The 19348-nt window shown below is 65.4% G+C and carries 15 protein-coding genes, 2 CRISPR repeat arrays and 1 riboswitch (1 of these 18 only partly in view); of the genes, 2 read left to right on the top strand and 13 right to left on the bottom strand.

Translation table 11 applies throughout. The annotated features are described in order from the left end of the window. The first annotated feature begins 1 nt into the window (after position 1). Positions 2-622, top strand: a complete 621-nt coding sequence (locus EII42_RS09370; protein ID WP_148098043.1) for a DUF6498-containing protein — start codon at positions 2-4, stop codon at positions 620-622. Between the two features lie 119 nt (positions 623-741). Here the strand turns inward: EII42_RS09370 and EII42_RS09365 are convergent, their stop codons facing one another. The 13 genes from EII42_RS09365 to EII42_RS09305 all read right to left on the bottom strand — a co-directional run bounded on the left by EII42_RS09365 (position 742) and on the right by EII42_RS09305 (position 15304). Next, entirely contained in the window at positions 742-2232 is a 1491-nt protein-coding gene (locus tag EII42_RS09365) for a lysine--tRNA ligase (RefSeq protein ID WP_125171891.1), read from the bottom strand. 160 nt (positions 2233-2392) lie between these two features. After that, positions 2393-2677, bottom strand: coding sequence for a cell division protein CrgA (locus EII42_RS09360; RefSeq protein ID WP_125171861.1), 285 nt, complete (start codon positions 2675-2677; stop codon positions 2393-2395). Between the two features lie 72 nt (positions 2678-2749). Next, complete coding sequence (locus EII42_RS09355; protein WP_233558340.1) at positions 2750-3484, bottom strand: DUF881 domain-containing protein; 735 nt, start codon at positions 3482-3484, stop codon at positions 2750-2752. A 29-nt stretch (positions 3485-3513) separates the two neighbouring features. Beyond that, the gene (pknB, locus tag EII42_RS09350; RefSeq protein WP_125171860.1) at positions 3514-5379 is read right to left on the bottom strand and encodes a Stk1 family PASTA domain-containing Ser/Thr kinase; all 1866 of its coding nucleotides are present in this window, start codon (positions 5377-5379) and stop codon (positions 3514-3516) included. Positions 5380-5437: 58 nt separating this feature from the next. Next, positions 5438-6868 carry a penicillin-binding protein 2 gene (locus tag EII42_RS09345; protein WP_125171859.1) on the bottom strand — a complete coding sequence of 477 codons (1431 nt, stop codon included), beginning with the start codon at positions 6866-6868 and terminating at the stop codon, positions 5438-5440. After that, the gene (locus EII42_RS09340) at positions 6865-8259 is read right to left on the bottom strand and encodes an FtsW/RodA/SpoVE family cell cycle protein (protein WP_233558339.1); all 1395 of its coding nucleotides are present in this window, start codon (positions 8257-8259) and stop codon (positions 6865-6867) included. Before EII42_RS09340 ends, EII42_RS09345 begins: the two co-directional genes overlap by 4 nt. Next, positions 8259-9683: a PP2C family serine/threonine-protein phosphatase gene (locus tag EII42_RS09335; RefSeq protein WP_125171857.1), complete on the bottom strand. Its 1425-nt coding sequence runs from the start codon at positions 9681-9683 to the stop codon at positions 8259-8261. Before EII42_RS09335 ends, EII42_RS09340 begins: the two co-directional genes overlap by 1 nt. After that, the gene (locus EII42_RS09330) at positions 9684-10154 is read right to left on the bottom strand and encodes an FHA domain-containing protein (RefSeq protein WP_125171856.1); all 471 of its coding nucleotides are present in this window, start codon (positions 10152-10154) and stop codon (positions 9684-9686) included. Positions 10155-10160: 6 nt separating this feature from the next. Continuing rightward, entirely contained in the window at positions 10161-10847 is a 687-nt protein-coding gene (locus EII42_RS09325; protein ID WP_125171855.1) for a DUF3662 and FHA domain-containing protein, read from the bottom strand. Positions 10848-10908: 61 nt separating this feature from the next. Next, positions 10909-11940: a methylmalonyl Co-A mutase-associated GTPase MeaB gene (meaB, locus tag EII42_RS09320; RefSeq protein WP_125171854.1), complete on the bottom strand. Its 1032-nt coding sequence runs from the start codon at positions 11938-11940 to the stop codon at positions 10909-10911. A 374-nt stretch (positions 11941-12314) separates the two neighbouring features. Beyond that, a complete protein-coding gene (locus EII42_RS09315; protein WP_125171853.1) occupies positions 12315-13439 on the bottom strand; it encodes an ABC transporter substrate-binding protein in 1125 nt (374 codons plus the stop codon). Between the two features lie 21 nt (positions 13440-13460). Beyond that, positions 13461-14246 (bottom strand): ABC transporter ATP-binding protein, encoded by a 786-nt coding sequence (locus tag EII42_RS09310; RefSeq protein WP_125171852.1) that lies wholly within the window; start codon positions 14244-14246, stop codon positions 13461-13463. Then, positions 14243-15304 carry a FecCD family ABC transporter permease gene (locus EII42_RS09305; protein ID WP_370318113.1) on the bottom strand — a complete coding sequence of 354 codons (1062 nt, stop codon included), beginning with the start codon at positions 15302-15304 and terminating at the stop codon, positions 14243-14245. Before EII42_RS09305 ends, EII42_RS09310 begins: the two co-directional genes overlap by 4 nt. A 43-nt stretch (positions 15305-15347) precedes the next feature. Beyond that, a riboswitch (cobalamin riboswitch) is annotated at positions 15348-15522 on the bottom strand. Between the two features lie 161 nt (positions 15523-15683). On the opposite strand from EII42_RS09305, the gene EII42_RS09300 reads away from it, so the two are divergent. Beyond that, a complete protein-coding gene (locus tag EII42_RS09300) occupies positions 15684-16607 on the top strand; it encodes a hypothetical protein (RefSeq protein ID WP_125171851.1) in 924 nt (307 codons plus the stop codon). Between the two features lie 951 nt (positions 16608-17558). Then, a CRISPR array of direct repeats spans positions 17559-17942; the repeat unit is 24 nt; unit sequence CATCCCCACTCGCGTGGGGAGCAC. Between the two features lie 33 nt (positions 17943-17975). Continuing rightward, a CRISPR array of direct repeats spans positions 17976-19348; the repeat unit is 28 nt; unit sequence GGATCATCCCCACTCGCGTGGGGAGCAC (it continues 11307 nt past the right edge of the window).

Genomic DNA, 19348 nt, shown 5'->3' with positions numbered 1-19348 from the left:
CGTGAGTCGGGGACTACTCATCACGATAGCTTTGGCTTTAGGCAATACGCTCTGGCAGGTCGCCGGGGTGATATTCCTTGATTGGCCGATGGGCAACGTGTTTCTGCTGCTGTGGTTCGAGAATCTGCTGCTGGTCATCCTGGCGGTGGTGCGGATGGGCAGCTACCGACGAAACAAGGAATTCAGCTGGGGGACCTTCGTCATGATCGCTTTCCAGCTGCTCTTCTTCACGCTCATCCATTCCGTGTTCAGCTTCACCCTCGCTACCTTTGCTGGTTTCCGAATGACCATGGCAGAACTCTTCCTGCCCGCGGTGCTCCTCGTCGTGCGTTACAGCATCGAAGGCTGGGATCAGCGGGAGCGAAAGCCCAACAATTTCAAGGAAACCTACGGTTTCGCGTCTGCGCGGGTCGTGATGCTGCACATCGCGATCCTCCTGTGCTGGTTCGTCTTCGTCTGGTCCTTTTCGCAGCTACACGGAGGAGGGGCCGGCCTGAGGATCGACCCCAAGCTGCTCGTTCTGCTGATACTGCTCGTGGCCAAGGCCACGGTGGAGGTCTACGGGCAGCTGAAACCGGTTCGCGCGGCGCGCACGAACGGTCAGACCCGGGCGCCGAAATAGCGCCGCGCTTACCGCCCCAGTTCGGGCAATGGGAGTTGCCTGCCTCTCGACCAGCGTGTGCAATGCGGTAGGCGGCTGCAGCGGACCCGACCTGCCCGGAGTTTCCCTCGTGGCGCGGCTCAGGCCTGCGGGCGCAGCAGCGGGTAGAGAATGGTCTCGCGGATGCCGACCCCGGTCAGCAGCATGATGAGCCGGTCAATGCCCACACCCAAACCACCCATCGGCGGCACGCCATACTCCAGGGACTCGATGAAGTCGACGTCCAACTGCATCGCCTCCGGGTCGCCGGCGGCTGCGCGCAAGGACTGGGCGGTGAGCACGTCGCGCTGAATCACCGGGTCGATCAGCTCGGTGAACCCAGTGCCGCGCTCCATCCCACCGATGATGAGATCCCACGCGAGCACCTGGCCGGGAACCTCGGAGTTGATCCGGGCCAGCGGCTGAGCGACGCACGGGTAGTCGCACACGAAGGTGGGCTGCACCAGGGTTGGTTCGATCAACTCCGCGAACAGTTCCATGGCCAGCTTGCCCGCGTCCCACTTCGGGTCGTACTCGACCTCGCGCGCGTCCGCGTGCCGCTGGAGGTCGGCGAGCGCCGTATCGGCGGTGATTTCCTCCCCAAGCTCCTCGGACAGCGCGGGGAAAACCGGCAGCCAACGCCACTCGCCGTCCAGGTCGACCGTGCCCTTCGGGGTTTCCAGCTGGCGGCTGCCGACGGCGTCGGCGGCGGCCAGGAAGATGTCCCTGGTGAGATTCGCGACGGTGAACTGATCACCCCACGCCTGGTAGGCCTCCAACATCGTGAACTCGGGGGAGTGCGACGAGTCGACACCCTCGTTGCGGAACACCCTGCCCATCTCGAACACCCGATCAGCGCCACCCACCATCGTACGCTTCAGGTGCAGCTCCAGCGCAATGCGCAGGCTCATGTCGATGCCGAATGCGTTCAGGTGCGTGCCGAAGGGTCGGGCAGCGGCACCGCCGTGCATCAGTTGGAGGATCGGGGTCTCCACCTCCAGGTAGTCGCGGGCGTACAGGGTGTCGCGCACTGCTCGGGTGATGGCGGAGCGCTTGCGCACCATCTCGCGCGCCTCGTCGCGGACGATCAGGTCGACGTAGCGGCGCCGCACTCGCGCTTCCTCGGAAAGCTCCTTGTGCAAAACCGGCAGCGGGCGCAGCGCCTTTGAAGCCATCCGCCAGGAAGCGGCCATCACCGAGAGTTCGCCTCTCTTCGAGACGATCACCCGGCCTTGCACCCAGACATGGTCGCCCAGATCGACATCGGACTTCCATGCGGCGAGCGCTTCCTCGCCCACCTCGGCCAGCGACAGCATCACCTGTAGCCGCTCGCCGTTGCTGGTGGGGCCGAACCCGTCCTGCAGCGTCGCGAATGCCAGCTTCCCGGTGTTGCGGATGAACACGACGCGGCCGCCGACGGCCACCACGTCGTCGGTTTCCTGACCGGTCTCAAGATGCTGCCAGCCCGCGCGCACCTCGGCGAGCGAATGGGTGCGCTTGAGGTCCGCGGGATAGGGTTCGACGCCGGCCGCCAGCAGGCGGGCGCGCTTTTCCTTGCGGACTGCGGTCTGTTCGGAATCATTGGGGAGCATCTCGGTCACGGCGGCATTCTAGCTTCCGGCCGCGATATTAGATAAAGCCCAGCCGCTGTCGAGGTGGGTGGCAGCGGCTCCTCCGCCACCCGACGGTGGCTCCGGACGCACGAAAAAGCGCACCCGGCCGCGGGGCCGGATGCGCTGATCGTGTCCTCGGCTACTTCCAGAGGGTCATCAGGAAAAGGCTGGCGACGATGAAACCCAAGGAGATCAGGAGGTTCCAGTTGCCGAGCGCGCTCAGAAAACCAATCGACTGGCCGGCCAGGTTCCACACGATCATCCACAGCACACCCAACAGCCCGACGGGCACGAAAACCCACGGCACCCAGTCACGTCCGCCGGACGCGAGGCGAGTGGTCTCCGCCTTCTCCTCAAGCGCTTGGCGGCGCTTCTTGGCGTACTTCTTCCGCGCGGCTTCCTTGCGTACTCGTGATTCCGGCACTGTTCCTCCTTGCAAATCCCGTCTTAGGTTAGTTGAGGATGGCCAGTAATGCCACGCGGCCCCCAGAAACGCTCAATTCGACCCGCGGCGTGCGTGGCCGAGCCCAAGCGTGCCGGTGAATCCCGGCATGTCCAGTTCGCCAACCTTCTCCATTGAGAATCCCAAACCGTAAGCGTTGACGTACTGCCGGAAGATCGTCACAGCCGAGGAACCATCCAGCGCTTTCGTGAGTTTAGCCGGGTCGCCGATCGCCTCGATCACATAAGGTGGCGCATACGGCACACCGTGGAGCACCACGGTGTTTCCCACGCATTTGATGCCCGTTGTGGCGATCACCCGCTCACCCTGAATGGTGATCGCCTCGGCTCCGCCGGACCAGAGCGCGTTCACCACCTCCTGGATGTCCTGCTGGTGTACCACGAGGGCGTCCTCGCTCACGCCGGCCGGCTTGACGTCCGGTGGGGCATCCGCCAGCTGTACCCGAACGCCCGGCCCGACGACGGGCGTCGTCGAGGCGGCCAGCGCAGCCGAGGCGATCCGCGGCTGCAGATCAGCCAGCAGCTCGTCATCCTCACCTGCTTCAGCGATCTTGGCCCGCAACTGCTCAATCTGTTCCTCCAGCTGGGCATTCCGTTGACCCTGCGCGATGATCAGCTCGCGCAAGCTCAGATTACGGTCGCTGCGCAGGTCGCTGCCGCGGGCCGCGAGCGCGGAGACGGTGATCAGCAGCCCAGCGGTGGCCAACACCAGGGCGCTCGTGGCGTGCCCGAGAGCGGTCCGGGAGCTGCGCTGCGCAGGCAGTCGCAAACCCCGGACCCAGCGAAATTTTCCCGACGTCACTGATCACCGGGCGTGGCCGACGGCGAGGAGCTCGGGGAGGTCGGCTCAGACTTGTTTCGGGCTACGGAGACCGTGATCTTCTCGCTTCGGGCGAGGGTGGTTCCCTCGCGCGGGTTTTGCTCGAAGACGACGCCCTCTAGCTCGGTGTTTGTCTCCACCACCCGCACCTCGATCTCGAAGCCAGCCTTCTTCGCCTCCTCGGTGGCCTTGCCCGGAGTCATGCTGGTCAAGGCAGGCACCCGGGATTCGCCAGTCGCGATGGTGAGGATGATCGTCGCATCCGGGCCAGCCTCGGTGGAGGGATCCAGCGAGACGACGGTGCCCGGCTTGGCGGTGATCGGTTCGGATGCGGGATCGGCTTTGACGGTTTTGATGTTGCCCTTGGCGAAGCCCAGCCCGATCAGTTCTTCGCGCGCCTGGGCTTCCGTCATGCCGACGATGGTGGCCGGAATGCGGATGGTCTCGGGCGCCTTGTAGACGCGCACGGTCACCACCGCGCCCTCCACCACCTCGGTGTCTGCGCGCGGGTCGGTGCCCTCCACTTTGCCCGCCTGGTCCTTTTTGCCCTCGACGTATTCCACCTTGGGCGCGAGGCCAAGTTTGCGCAGGCTCTCCACGGCATCCTGCTCCGCGAGCCCTTCCAGCTTCGGCACTTTCACCGGCTGCACCGTCGGCGACGGCGACTCGGTGGGGCTCAGGCTGGGGCTGGGCGACGGGCTGGGCGAGGCTGGCGCGGTCGGGCCGCCACTGAACAGTGTCACCAGCGCGACGACGATGCCGATCAACACCAGCCCGCCAAGCACCCCCAGCACGATCATCGGGGTTTTCTTGCGTGGCTCCTCCACAACCTCTTCCTCTGCCGGCCACTCCTCTGCCGGCTGCAGCGGCTGCTCGCTGTGCGGGGGCACCGTCGCGATCGGGGGAGCAGCCCGTCGGGCGGTGGCGGTGATCGGATCGGAGGCGATCACCTGGGTGGGTGCCTCCGTCTGCGGGGCCATGCGATGCGGCAGGGGCTGGTGGTTGAGCACCCGGATGATGTCTTCACGCATCTCCGACGCGTCCTGGTAGCGGTCACGCGGATCCTTCGCGAGCGCCCGCAACACGATGGCGTCCATGTCTGGTGTGATCTCCGGGTCGCGCTGCGACGGCGGCACCGGCATCTCGCGCACGTGCTGGAAGACCACCGAGACCGGCGAATCGCCCTTGAACGGGGGTTCGGAGACGAGCAGCTCGTAGAGCAGGCAGCCGACCGCGTAGATGTCCGATCGGTTGTCCACCTTGTGGCCTCGGGCCTGCTCGGGGGAAAGATACTGTGCGGTGCCGATGACGGCAGCGGTCTGGGTCATCGTCGCGGATGTATCGGCCACGGCGCGGGCGATGCCAAAGTCCATCACCTTGACGGTGCCGGGCGTCGTGAACATCACGTTGGCGGGCTTGATGTCGCGGTGGATGATGCCGGCCCGGTGCGAATAGGCGAGTGCGTCCAGCACTCCGGCGGCGAACTCCAGCGCCTTCTCCGGCACGATCTTACGGCCACCGCGCAGCACCTCGCGCAGCGTCACACCCTCGACGAGTTCCATGACGATGTAGGGCACCATCACATTCGACGCGGCGTCGAGCTGCTCGCCGGTGTCGTAGACAGCGACGATGTTCGGGTGGTTTAGCCCAGCGGCGGCCTTCGCCTCTCGCCGGAACCGCTCCTGGAAGGTGGGATCGGATGCGAGGTCCAAGCGCAGCCTCTTCACCGCAACATCGCGTTGCAACCTCATGTCGCGGGCGCGCCAAACCTCTGCCATCCCGCCACGGCCGATCACCTGATCCAGCTCGTAGCGTCCACTGAGGAGGTTGGTTTGCTCAGTCATCGCTCTTTCCTTTCAACCGTCCACCATTGTGGCAAACTGTGCGCTCGAATTGCATCATTCACCGCAAAGCCTGAATAACTGATCTGAAAATTGGGGCGGCCAAACCCCCGCCCGAGATGTCGTCGCGGGCCACGCCGGCGTCCTCAATGAACACGGCGATGGCCACCTTCGGATCATCCGCGTAGCCCACGAACCAGGCGTATGGCGGGCGGTTCGGCGCTGACTGGGCCGTTCCCGTCTTGCCGCCGACGACCATGCCGTCAACCCGGGCCGGTTTGCCGGTTCCTTCTCGCACGGCGGTGACCATCATCTGCTTCAGCTGCTTCGCCGTTGCCTCCGACAGCGGCTGGCCTAGTTCGGTGGGACGGGAACTTGCCAGCACCTGAAGGTCGCGCGTCCTGACGGTCTCAACGATGTACGGCTTCATCATCACCCCGTCGTTCGCGATGGTGCCCACCACCTGAGCCATCTGGAGGGGGGACGCGGCCACCTCGAACTGCCCGATCGCGCTGAGCGCAGTTTGTGCCTCGTCGGCGTCTTTCGGGTAGCGGGAGGTGGCGGCGTCGATGTCTATGCTCTGTTCCTGGTTGAAACCGAACCGCTCGGCCATGTCTCGCATCGTCTGAGCACCCAGCTGGATGCCGAGCGAGCCGAAGGCGGTGTTGCAGGAGGTGGTGAGAGCCTGCTGAAGCGTTGTTGTTGTACCGCCACAGTTGGTGGAGTTGCCCATCGAGTGCGACGACTTGGGTAGCCTCAGGGAAGTCGGCGACGGGATCTCGGTCTCCGGTCCAATGCCCTGCTCCAGCGCCGCAGCCGCGGTCAGCAGCTTGAAGGTGGAGCCGGGCGGGTAGACCTCGCGTGTCGCGCGGTTCTTGAGCGGCTCGTCGGGATGGTTGAGCAGCGCGGACCATTGATCGTTGGCCGCCTTGCTGTCGATCACAGCGAGCAGGTTCGGGTCGTACGAGGGGGTGGAGGCCAGCGCGAGCACCTTGCCCGTCGTGTAGTCGAGCGCGACGACCGCGCCCTTCGCGTCGCCCAGCGCCGACATCGCGGCCTCCTGGGCCTTGGGGTGCAGTGTGGTGGTGACATCGGCGCCCGACGGGGTGCGGCCGGCCAGGATGTCGAACAGCCGGTTCACGGCCTGCTGCGACGCGGTGCCCGCCAGGTCTAGCGTGTAGGCGCGTTCCAGCCCGGATGCGCCTATTGTTCGCGTGAACCAGCCCGTGACGGGGGCCCACGTCGGCCCCGCCGGGTAGGTGCGCAGGAAGGGCACGGCGGGGTCGCCGGAGGGCTCGCTCATCGCGATCGGTGTGTTGCCGACGAGGATTGCCCCCCGGTCCCGGGAGAACTCGGTGTCGCGCACCCGCCGGTTTGCGGGGTGGTTGAGGACGGATTCCTGCCGGAAGATTGACGTGTAGGTGACGTTAAGCAGCAGCAGCGCCAGCATCGCCGCGACGAAGACACTCACCTTGCGCAGGGGGCCGTTCATCGTCGGATCCATTCTGTGACGGATTCGCCCTGGGCCTGCACCGGTTGTGGGGTGGCGGTAGCTGCCTGCGGCATGCGGGCGCGATGCGAAATAATCATGAGGATAGCGATCAGCAGCCAGTTAGCCACCAGCGCTGACCCGCCCTGGCTCATGAACGGGGTTGTGAGCCCGGTCAGCGGCAGCAGACGCGTGACGCCACCAATAATGGCGAAGACCTGCAGCGCGAGAATAAAGCTGAGCCCGCCCGCGAGCAGCTTGCCGAAGCCGTCGGGGCACAGCAGGGCCGCCTTCAGGCCGCGGGACACGATGAGCCCGTAGACCAGGATGATCGCCATCAGGCCGACGATGCCGAGTTCCTCGCCCACGGCAGCGGCGATGAAGTCGCTCTTGGCCAGCGGCGTGAGCCCGGGACGCCCTTCGCCCCAGCCGCGGCCGAAGAGCCCACCCCAGGCGAACCCGAACTGGGCCTGCACGATCTGCCAGTTGCGGTCGAGGTCATCGAAGGGGCGCAGCCAGGAGTCGACCCGGCGGGGCACGTGCGAGGTGAACAGGTAGGCGCCAAGCGCGGCAGCCGCAAACAGCAGCCCGGACAGGATGGGCCAAAACTTGCGCTGTGTGGCGACGTAGATCATCACGGTGAAGAGGCCGAACACGAGCATCGCCATGCCGAGATCGTTTTGACCGACCATCACCATCAGGGCGATGAGCCACATGATGGCGATGGGAATAAAGTCGCGGGCGCGCGGGATGCTGATCCCCCAAACCCGTTTGCCCGCAAGCGCCAGGACGTCGCGTTTCTCGTAGAAGTAGGCGGCGAAAGCGATGGCCAGGGCGATCTTCGCCACCTCCGCGGGCTGGAAACTGTAGCCGTGGACGCTGATCCAGATGCGGGCGTTGTTCAGCTCGATGCCGAGCGGGGTCAACGGCAATAGCAACAGCACGAGACTCGTCAAGAACAGCAGGTAGGGGAAACGCTGCAGGCGTCGATGATCCGGCAGCAGGTTCACTGCGGCGATCAGCGCGCCCACGCCCAACACCGTCCACAGCAGCTGCATGGCGGCGTCGGTTTTGGGCACGTCTGGGATCTGGTCAATGCGAGCGATCATCGCGAGTCCGATGCCGTTGAGCAGGAAGACGCTCGGCAGGATCACCGGATCAGTGTAGGGGATTCGCCACCGCACGACGAGGTGAGCCACCAGGCCGAGGCCAAACCAGATGATCGCCGCGCGCAGCCAATCCTCGGGTAGTTTGTTGTACAGGTTGAGGTGGGTGAGCAGCCAACCGAAATACCCGAAAAGCTGCGCGAAGATGAGCAGCAGCAATTCGACGTTGCGCCGTCGCCGATAAACGATGACGTCGCCGGAGAGTTCGGGCTGGACGGCTACGCTCATCAGCAGCTCTCGGGGTCTGCTTCCGCTGTGGCGGTGGGCGTGATCGGGGCCAGGAGCGTGGGATAGCCGGGGTCAACGGGGCCGGGGCGCTGCTCCCCGGGGGCCATAGGCAGACCGGGCATCGTCGGCGAAGGAGACGAGGAAGCGTCGGGCACGGGGTCAACGGGCCGAAGGCGTTGCTGCCGCACCGCGCGGCAGCGTTCGGCTATGCCGGCCAGCTCAGTCGCCGTCGCGCGGCCCGCATCGAGATCCGTCACAGCAATGGTGTTGCGCACCGCCCGCTGGTGAAAGGTCGGCAAGTCAGCCAAGCGCACCTCCGTGTCTTCGGCAAGCTCGTTCAGCCGAAGACCCAGGATGGCCCCGGGCAGCCCGTTGTAGATTGCTACAGTCTCGCCATCCGGGGCGACGAAGTAGCGGCTGCGTGCGAAGGCTCCCACACCCCAAGCCCCCACCCCGACGAGCAGGGCGACGACCAGCAGCAGGATCAGGGCTCCGGGCAGCCGACGCCGATCCGCGCTGGGCGCGTAGCGGGCGGACTCCTCGGGTTCCTGGTCCGTCGATTCCTCGGCGACGGGTGTCGACGGCTGAGGAGGTTCCGGGTATCCGCTATCCTGGCCGGCCTTCTGAGCGAGCGCGCCGATCGTCGGGACCTCCACCTCGGTGGCTGAACCAGCGAGCACCGCGTCGGCTTGGTCGAGGGCCTCGTCGTGCTCGACCACCTCGGCGAGCACGATGGAGATGTTGTCGTATCCGCCGCTGGCGTTGGCGGCGGCGGCGAGTTCCTCGACAGCCTCGTCGATCGGGAAGGACAAAATCGTCTGACAGATCACGTCCTCCGCGACGAAGCCGGAGAGCCCGTCTGAACAGAAGAGAATGCGGTCGCCGACTTGCAGGTCGAGGACGAAGTAGTCGGGCTCGAACCCCTCCTGGCCGTTCAGGACCTTGAGGATCAGGGAGCGGTGTGGGTGGGTGGCGGCCTGTTCGGGGGTGATTTTACCGTCATCAATCAGGGACTGCACCCAGGAGTGGTCGTGGGTGAACTGCGTCATCTCCTCGTCGCGCACGAGGTAGCCGCGCGAGTCGCCGATGTGGGCGACGGCGAGCTGGGTTCCGGTGAACAGGCCACCGCAGAACGTGGTGCCCATGCCGTCGAAGGTTGGTTCCTCCTCGATGAGGGACCCGATCCTGTCGTTGGCGCGGTTGACCACCCCCGCGATCGCGGCGAGAGCGTCCTCCGGGTCGGTGAGCCTACGATCTGAGCGCTTCGCCTCGGTGGCGGCCACGGCTGAGGCCAGGTCACCGGCGGCGGCACCGCCCATGCCGTCGCAGATCAGCAGCATCGTAGGGGAACCGTAGGCGGCATCCTGGTTGTTCTTGCGGATTCGCCCCACCTCGGAGTGGACCGTGAACTGGTAGGAGAACACCTAGACCTCCAGCCTCATCAGGGTGCGGCCGATGCGGATCACGTCGCCGACGGTGGCCGGCACCGGCTCATCGCCGACCCGCTTGCCGTTAACGAAAGTACCGTTGGTGGAGCGCAGGTCGGAAACCAGCCACGTTTCCTCGTCTCTTTGCACCAGCTGGGCGTGGCGCGCGGAGGCGAACTCGTCTTCCAGGATCAGGGTAGAGCCGGCCGCGCGGCCCAGGTTGATCGTCGGCTCCACGGGCACGGCGATGCCTTGCTGGGAGCCGCTCGTGATCGCAAACCTGGTGGGCACATGCTGGAGCCGGTGGCTCTCCGGCCGGCCGCGGTCGGCGGGCACCGTCGCGAGGGTGGCGGCGGGCACGCGCTTGCCGAACAGGTCGGATCGGATCACGTTGGCGGTGACCAGGATGAACAGCCACAGCAGCGCAAGGAACGCGATCTTGAGCGTTACGACGATGAGTTCAGACACGCCAGGCTACATTTCCCCCGGGGCGTGGATCAGCATCCGGGTGTTGCCCAACTCGATGCGCGCGCCTTCGCGCAGCGCCGTTTTGGACACCTTCTGGCCGTTGACGATGACACCGTTGGTGGAGCCGAGATCCTCGATGGTGACGATGGGCCGATCCGGGGTGCCGGAGACGGCGATCAGCGCGTGCCGTCGGGAGACCCCGGGGTCGTTGAGGCGGAGGTCGGCGTCGGCTCCGCGCCCGATGACGATGCCTGGTGGCATCAGCGGGTGTCGGACGCCGTGCACTTCGATGACCAGGCGCCCGCCGGGAGTGTCGGAGCGGCCCTCGACAGCCTCGCTACGCAGCGTGAACTGTCCCACCGGGAGGTCTTTCTGCAACACGTACTCGATAGAGATCGGCCCGTTGAACACGTAGTGGTTGGTGGCGGCGTGCTCGCGGATGCTCGGGAGGATCTCCGCGTTGAGTTTGCGTGCGTAGGGGTACAGCCGCTCATAGTCGTGTTGGGAGAGTCCGACGGTGAAATGATTCGGCACTAGGTGCTTGCCCTTGTCGAGCAGGCGCTTCTCGGCATCCAGTTCCCGCTGGATGCCCCCGCCGATCTCGACGGGTTCGACGTCGCCCTTGAAAGCCTTGGCGAAGACCTTACCAACTACCGAGTCGATCTTGCGCTCTGCCTTGTCGAACACGCCCATCCGTCCTCCTCTCTCCTGAATAGGCACACTTGGCTGGAAAGTCTACCGGTTGCGTGCCCGTTCAAGAATTGGCCGGCTGCGTGCCCGTCGCCCAGGGAAACTCGGGCAGGCTCTGGGCGAAGGCGCCCAGGATCAGCTCGGCCCCCTCCACCGCGCTCAACTCCTCGCTGGCGAGCTGAGCCTCGACGTCGCGCGCAACCGCCTGCACCGTGGAGGACGTGCGCAGCGCCTGAGCTAGCTCGCCTTGCACCATGTTCCACAACCAGTCGCGCTGCTGGTTGAGGCGTCGGGTGGTCAGCACGCCCTGGGCCTCCAACTCCTCCCGGTGCCGTACAACGTTGTCCCACACCTCGTCTAGGCCGGCCCCGGTGTAGCTGGAGCAGGTGAGTACCGGGGCGCGTCGCTTGTCGGAGTCACCGGTGACGAGTTTCATGGCGATGCTGAGGTCGCGGGCGGCGACGCGGGCGTCGGCCTCGTTGTCGCCGTCGGCCTTGGTGATGGCGATCACGTCGGCGAGTTCGAGGATGCCGCGCTTGATGCCCTGGAGCTGGTCCCCGGTACCGGAGACCTGCAGCATCAGAAACGTATCCACCATGCCGGCCACCGCCACCTCGGACTGGCCCACGCCGACCGTCTCCACCAGCACCACGTCGTAGCCGGCAGCTTCAAGCACCAGCATGGACTCGCGGGTGGCGCGCGCGACGCCGCCCAGGTGGCCCGCCGTCGGGGAGGGGCGCACGAAGGCGTTTTCGAGGGCGGCAAAGTCTCCCATGCGGGTGCGGTCACCGAGGATAGACCCGCCGGTGCGCGACGAGCTGGGGTCGATGGCGAGAACGGCCACCTTGTGGTTGCGCTCCCGCACCAGTTTCATCCCCATCGCGTTGATGAAGGTGGACTTTCCCGCGCCGGGAACTCCGGACACACCAACCCGGAACGCCTTGCCGGTGTCGGAGGCGATGTTGCGCAGCAACTGGTGCGCCAGATGACGGTGCTCGGGTTTCGTTGATTCCACCAGGGTGATCGCCCGTGCGATGTGTCCCCGGGAGCCTTCGCGGATTTTGTCGGCAAGCTCAGCAACATTCAGATTTCGCACGTTCCCACCCTATCCCGCCCCAGGCGGCGGCCGCTGGAGGACGCGGTTAAACCGTTCCCGATGGTGTGTCTGCCTCGACGGGATGGTGCTTGGGGCTTTCGGGGCTTGTTTCGACGGTCATGCCGTGCCATGCGCCGGGCGGTCGAAAGGGACTCTCCGCATCCTGCCGGCCCAGCCAGTGCAGAGGGCAGCTGCAGGGAACCCAACCGCTGGGGTCCGCAGCACCTTCGACCCAGCGTTGTCGGATACCGCTTCGGTGGCGGCGCGATCGCGGGGAGAAGGCGAACCGGCCCGTCGGTAGCGCTGGGAGCGGCTACCGACGGGCCGGTCGGTTTCGGGCTCGCGTTGGTTCAGGAGCCGGGGCGGGTTACTTCTTACTTCTTGGGCAGCTTGCCCAGGCCCGGGAGCTCGGCGGGCATGTCGAGGTGGATCTTCACGTCCGACTCCGGCGCCAGCTTGTGCTGCTCGAAAGCCTTGCGCAGATACTCGGCGGCATCGATGTTCATGGGGCTTTCGGTCCACAGCGCGTAAGGCAGGTTGACGAAGCGTTCCTCCGCGACAGCAGGGAAGTCTTTGGAAACGGGGTGTTCCTTGAGAATCTGCACCTTATCCTCGTAGCTCTGACCGGGGTATTCGACGAAGGCGATGATGTCGGGCTTTGCGGTGGCCAGCTTCTCCCAGCTGACGGTGGTCCACGTGTCGTCCACGTCCGCGGCGGCGTTCACCCCGCCCGCAGCCTCGATGATGGCATTGGGGGCGCCGAAGGAGCCGCTGGTGAAGATGGTGTCCTTGGCGGAGTCGAACACGAACACCACTGGCTGTTTCTCAGGCTTGGCGGCCTTCTCAAGTGCGGACAGACGCTGGTCCATGTCCTCGATGACGCCCTTGGCGGTGTCAGCGTGGCCGGTGATGGCGCCGAGGTTGTTGATGTCGATCCGCACAGCCTCCCAGGGGTCGACGATGCCTCGCTTGTTGCTGCCCTCCTGGCGGCACGACTCGGTGAGCAGATAGGAGGGGATGCCCCGCTCCTTCAGGATATCGGGGGTGAGGTTCTTGCCCTCGGAGAAGCCGTAGTTCCAGCCGGCGACGACGAGATCGGGCGCGGCGGCGAGGATGGATTCGAGGGTGGGGTAGTCCTTGGACACCTCGTTTAGCCCGTCGACGACCTCCGCGCCGTACTTCTGCTTCAGCACCGGGATGTCGCGCCCGAGGCTGCTGACCGCCGTGATCTCCTTGTGGGCGCCCGCAGCGAGTGCGAGGGCGATGATGTTGCCGTCGTTGATGTACATCTTCTTGGCGGGGCCGGGCAGGCTGAGGGTCTTGCCGCAGTTGGTGACGCTGATCTCGCCACTGGCGTTGATGTCAGCGCTCTGAGTGGCGGACGCAGCGCTGCCCGCGGAGCTGGTGGCGTCCGTGGGCTGAGTGGCTGTGGAGGAGCATGCGCTGAGCGCGATGAGCGGCGCGCAGAGCAGCGCGGCCGTGCGGAGAACGAACTTCATTTTGCTTCCTTACTGGGTTAATTAGTGGTGAGGGGTGTCGGACAATCCGTCGATTACGAGGTGGCGGACACCATCGTCGACGGGCGGTATTTGCCGGGCAACTACTTTGAAAGCGTGGTCCAGGTTTTCGACGGACATGGTCTGTGGCGGAGCCCCCAGCGCGAGGGTTTTGCCGTCCGCGAGGATGATCACGCGATCAAACCAGCCCATGGCAAGGTCGAGGTCGTGAATGGTGGCGACGATGGTGCGGCCGGTGGCGCGCATCGTTTGAAGAAGATGGATCTGGTGGTGAACGTCTAGGTGGTTGGTTGGTTCGTCGAGGAGCAAGAGTTCGGTGCCCTGGGCCAGGCCTTTGGCGAGCATCGCGCGTCGGCGCTCACCGCCGGAGAGCTGGCTGCAGCGTCGGTTGGCGAGCTTGGTTAGGCCCACCAACTCCAGGCAGTCCGAGACGATCTTTCGTTCGCGGGCGCTGCCTACGGCCCACGGCATGAGGTGGGGGAGTCGGCCCAGCATGATCATTTCGGTGAGGGTGAGATCCTCGGGGGCGGCCTCTTCCTGAGCGACGAACGCGATGCTTCGGGCTCGCTCGCGGGGTGTCAGGGCGGTCAGATCCTTGCCGTCGACGAGCACCCTCCCGTTGGCCGGAGGGTTGATGCCAGCCAGCGCCCGCATCAGGGTGGACTTTCCCACGCCGTTGACGCCAATGATCGCGGTCATGGTCTTGGGCTCGACGCTCAGGCTGACGTCGCGCACGATCACGCGGTGGCCGATCTTGCAGGTCAGGTTCTCTGCGTCCAAGCGGGTCATGCGGCACCTCCGAATCCGTAGCTGCGGCGGCCCATGACGATGAGGAACACGGGGGCGCCGATCAGGCCGGTGACGACGCCTAGTGGAACCTCGGCTGGTGCGGCCACTACCCGGGAGAGCACATCCACCCAGAGCAGGAACAGGCCACCCACGGTTGCGGCGAGGGGGAGGAGCCGTCGATGCAGGGAACCGACCACCATGCGGCACAAGTGGGGGATGACCAGGCCGACGAAGCCGATGCCACCGGAAACCGCCACCAGTACGCCCACCAGCACCGCCAGGATAAGGAAGAGGCCCTGCCGAACCCGGTTGACCGGGACGCCCAGCGCCGCGGCGGAGTCCGGTCCCCAGGCGAGCGCATCCAGCCAATTGTGGCCGAGCAGCAGCAGGAGCAGGCAGACCGCGACGACGACCGCGGGCAGCGCTAGCTTGTTCCATTGCGCGCCGGATACGCTGCCCAGCAACCAGAAGAGCACGGACTGCGCGGCACGCGGATCGGGTCCCTTGAAAACGAGGAAGCTGGCTATCGCGGAGAAAGCCGAGGAGAGCACGACGCCGGACAGGACCAGCCGGATCGGGGTCAACCCGCCCTGCGCCATCGCTACCAGGTATACAGCCAGGGCTGCGGCGAGCGAGCCGAGAAGCGCGCCCACCGAGATGGACCACAGCCCGAAGCTAGAGAGGACGCCAAAGGTGATCACGGCTGTTGCGCCCACCGAAGCGCCCGCGGAGACGCCCAGCAGGTAGGGGTCGGCGAGTGGGTTGCGCACCAGGGTCTGCATCCCGCAGCCTGCAATACCCAGGCCGGCCCCGACGATGACGGCTAGGAGCGCGCGGGGTAGGCGCAACTCCCAGACGATGGTCTCGACGGTGGGATGGCCACTCATCTCGCCTGCAAGTTTGCTGCGGATAACGTCCCAGACAGCGGAACTGTCCAGGGACTCAGAACCGATGTTGACTGAGTAGACGACACTCACCGCTGTGATTGCGACGATCACGAGTGCCAGCAGCGGGCTGAGGCGTTTCAGCCAGCTGTGCACATTCTTCCAAATTGCCACCAAGTGACTCCACGATCCACGAGCCTTACCGCGAGGCCCTCATGCGAACTCTCCGCGAAGCTGTGGTCTTCGGGCTTCGGATCATCCTCGTCAACTGCCTTCCCGGGGGCTCCCAGTGGCCGTATTCGTCGACTCGTCACCGTTACCGCTGCGCGTCAGCCCCGGAGTCTCACCGGGTTCCCGTGCCTGTGGCACATACAGCTTCTGGGTGCAGCTTAACAGTGGTTGCCTCTGAGCCCATCATCCGGTGGGCGTCTGGGGCGGGGCCGATGGCTTCCAGCCGGTTCTCCTGTCCCTGAGCCGGATCTGCTGTTAGTCTTTCTTGCGGTCCGTCCCAGAACTTCGGGCGGATCTGAAGTTACTAACGGAAGGAAAGTCTGTGAAGAAAATACTCGCAGCTTTTGCGGCGGCGGTCGTCGCCACAAGTGCTTTTGTTGTCACCCCTGCCCATGCCCTGGAGGGCGAGGACTTGGCGAAGGCCTGCCCGCCCGGTGGTCCGATCTGCTCGGTCGGCTTCACCGCCGGGACGAGCGTGCTGCGTCCGGGCGAGATGACGCGGGTTGACGTCGGCCTGCCCAAGGACGAGGAGGCGTCGTTCGCCTTCTACCAGGTGACCCGCGCTCAACCCTCGTTCGACAAGGAGCACAACGGCCAGCCCAACCCCTTCACGGTGTTCAAGCAGGTCGGCACCCCCTTCAAGCTCGGCAGTGGCATCCACGAGGTGAAGGTGCCCGCCGACCTCGAGATCGGTTCGGGTATCACCGTGCTGCAGGCAGGGCTCACCCAGAAGCAGGTCGAAGACGGTGAGTTCTTCTCGCGGCTGGGTAAGAAGGGGATCTTCAATACGGTTGAGCTGCAGACTGCCAAGGCTCATCACTACGGTTCGGCTGCGCGCATCGGATTCGCCTCCTACGAGGTGACTATCGATAAGACCAAGCCCGGCATCTCCGCTTTTCCGACGCAGTACATCGTCGGTGCCAACCCTGAGCTGTCCGACTACCGCGTCGACCTGAAGATCGGGGATCAGTGGGTCGAGGTCACCAAGGAAGGCGCCACCCAGAGCCCTGTGGCCTGGGAGGTCCCGGACAGCCTGCAAAGCGGCACCTACCAGCTGCGGCTGCGCAACGCCAAGCCCGGCTACGAGTGGGTTTCTCCGCAGATGGTGACCCTGACCTACATCGCGGGTATCCCCCAGGTGACCAACCCGGGCAAGCCCGACGACAAGCCGACCAAGCCTGGCAAACCTGCACCGACCAAGCCTGGTAAGCCTGGCAAGCCTTCTCTGCCTAGCACTGGCGTCTGATCCTGTTGCAACCACTTTGGGGTGGCATGGGCTATCGCTCGTGCCACCCCAATTTTTTGGCTCGGTGGGTTGTGTACGCCTGTTGCGGAGCCTCACGTTGTCATGGCGAAGTCCTCGGCGGGAAGGAGTCCCAAGCTTCTGAGGAACACACAACTGGGTGGTTCCTCATTCCCCGTAGTCGGATCAGTTCCACGAGAGATTGTTCCGATGCCGTCTGGGGGAGGACACTCCGGCCGATACAAGAGAGGCGTCAACATTCGCCTTCTGCGCTGAACGCTTTTACCAAGGTACTGGGCTCTTACCGCCCGATCCGACGTGCGGCAGCCCGGCACGACCTTTGGAATAGGCCTCTAGGCGCGACTCCCATAACAACACCACCGACGAAAGCGCACAGAACCATCCCCACTTGCGTGGGGAGCACCGGGTGATGCGCTTGCGGGCGGCGAGCATCGCCGAACCATCCCCACTCGCGTGGGGAGCACGGTTGAGGATCAGTTCCCCTTCTATCCTATCGACGGATCATCCTCACTTGCGTGGGGAGCGCCCACCATCGGGGCGACCGTTATATCGTGCAGCGACAGATCCCACAGGCCAAGCTGCCCGCGGAGCTTCGGACCCGGGGGCAATTCCTTCATGTCGCTCAGTACCCAGTGCCACCGAGAATCGGGATCGCCCCAAACCGCGCAGGCCGCGCCACATTCCGTCCCGGGGGCATGGCAGCTGGCCACGGTTACCAGGGCAACCGCCTGTCCTAGCCGATCCTTTGGCGGCGCAGCCATATCCCCCGGGACGGGATCTGCCCCAACCCCAGCGTGGATGGCTATCTGAGCAGGCAGAGATGCGGGGCGCCAATTGCGGTTTTCGACAGTTTTCGCTCCAGCGGCGATAAATTGTGCCCAAGGATAGCGCACTGTGAGAGCCTTCATCTCGCCAGTCTATCGGACTCTGGAGCATCCCCACTCGTGTGGGGAGCACGACGCGGGCTGCGACGGTCCATCCTGAGTCCCAGGATCATCCCCACTCGCGTGGGGAGCACCTGCCCCCCAAGAACATCCCAGTCGTCAACAACGGATCATCCCCACTCGCGTGGGGAGCACCGGTTGTTGTTGCATCGCCTCGGCGGCTACCGCGGATCATCCCCACTCGCGTGGGGAGCACCTTCCACTTTCACTCTCCCATCATGTTAATAACGGATCATCCCCACTCGCGTGGGGAGCACTCGGCGGTTTGCTTGGCAACGGAGGCGGTGATCGGATCATCCCCACTCGCGTGGGGAGCACGGCTTCTCCGGCCTGCTGCTGCCCGAGGCCGACGGATCATCCGCGTGGGGAGCACGGCTTCTCCGGCCTGCTGCTGCCCGAGGCCGACGGATCATCCCCACTCGCGTGGGGAGCACCGCATCCCATTGGGGTCCAGCCTGCGGGAGTTCGGATCATCCCCACTCGCGTGGGGAGCACACCCGCGACTACATCACCGAAGCCGAGTCTCTGGGATCATCCCCACTCGCGTGGGGAGCACCGCACCGGCGCCGCCAACTGGTCATACGTGACCGGGATCATCCCCACTCGCGTGGGGAGCACCAGGACTACCGGCAAGGGCGCGGCACCTACGAGGGATCATCCCCACTCGCGTGGGGAGCACGTCCTCGTCGGAGTCCGCGTGGCAGGCCGCACAGGATCATCCCCACTCGCGTGGGGAGCACGTCGGCAGTTGCGCGCTGATGGATCGCAAGGGCGGATCATCCCCACTCGCGTGGGGAGCACCCCTAAGGCGTGCCGGGGAGGCGCCGCTTCCGGCGGATCATCCCCACTCGCGTGGGGAGCACATGGCATCGGCGCGGACCATCCTTGCCCCCTGGCGGATCATCCCCACTCGCGTGGGGAGCACGGGGACGCCTTTTGCACCTTGGCGGATAGATCAGGATCATCCCCACTCGCGTGGGGAGCACGGCTGCCGCTGTTTCCCTTTCCGTTTGAGCAGCGGATCATCCCCACTCGCGTGGGGAGCACCCCTCGGGGTGGCGAAATGGGGCACCCATCAGCGGATCATCCCCACTCGCGTGGGGAGCACTCGCCACCTGGCGCGAGGACCTGGGGCAGGTGGGGATCATCCCCACTCGCGTGGGGAGCACGTCGCAGCCGAGCAGCTTCGTCACGCCGAGCTGGGATCATCCCCACTCGCGTGGGGAGCACAGCTTGCGGAAGGGCTGCCAGAAAATGCGGAAAGGATCATCCCCACTCGCGTGGGGAGCACGTCCGGGGACTCGATGGGCAGCACAGGGGTGGCGGATCATCCCCACTCGCGTGGGGAGCACGTCGTTGTTGACTGCTGCGACCGGCCAGGGCGTGGATCATCCCCACTCGCGTGGGGAGCACCGACAGGCCGATCGCGGAAACGGTGAGCAGTGTGGATCATCCCCACTCGCGTGGGGAGCACCAGGTGGTCGGGGTGGATCAGCCCCTTCGCGGCGGATCATCCCCACTCGCGTGGGGAGCACTCCACGCTGGCACGCCACGCCGTGGGGATTCCCGGATCATCCCCACTCGCGTGGGGAGCACTGACCGGCCTGCTCGCCAAGCCGTCCGGGCGGCGGATCATCCCCACTCGCGTGGGGAGCACGCTACAGCGGCTCTGATCTCCGCTGCGATGGCCGGATCATCCCCACTCGCGTGGGGAGCACTCGTGGCTGGCGCAAAAGCCGCCGCCAAGGCGCGGATCATCCCCACTCGCGTGGGGAGCAC

It is taken from the genome of Tessaracoccus sp. OH4464_COT-324 (genome assembly GCF_003932855.1).
In the GTDB taxonomy this organism is placed as follows: Bacteria; Actinomycetota; Actinomycetes; order Propionibacteriales; family Propionibacteriaceae; genus Arachnia.
This window is presented reverse-complemented; position numbering and strand designations above follow the sequence as displayed.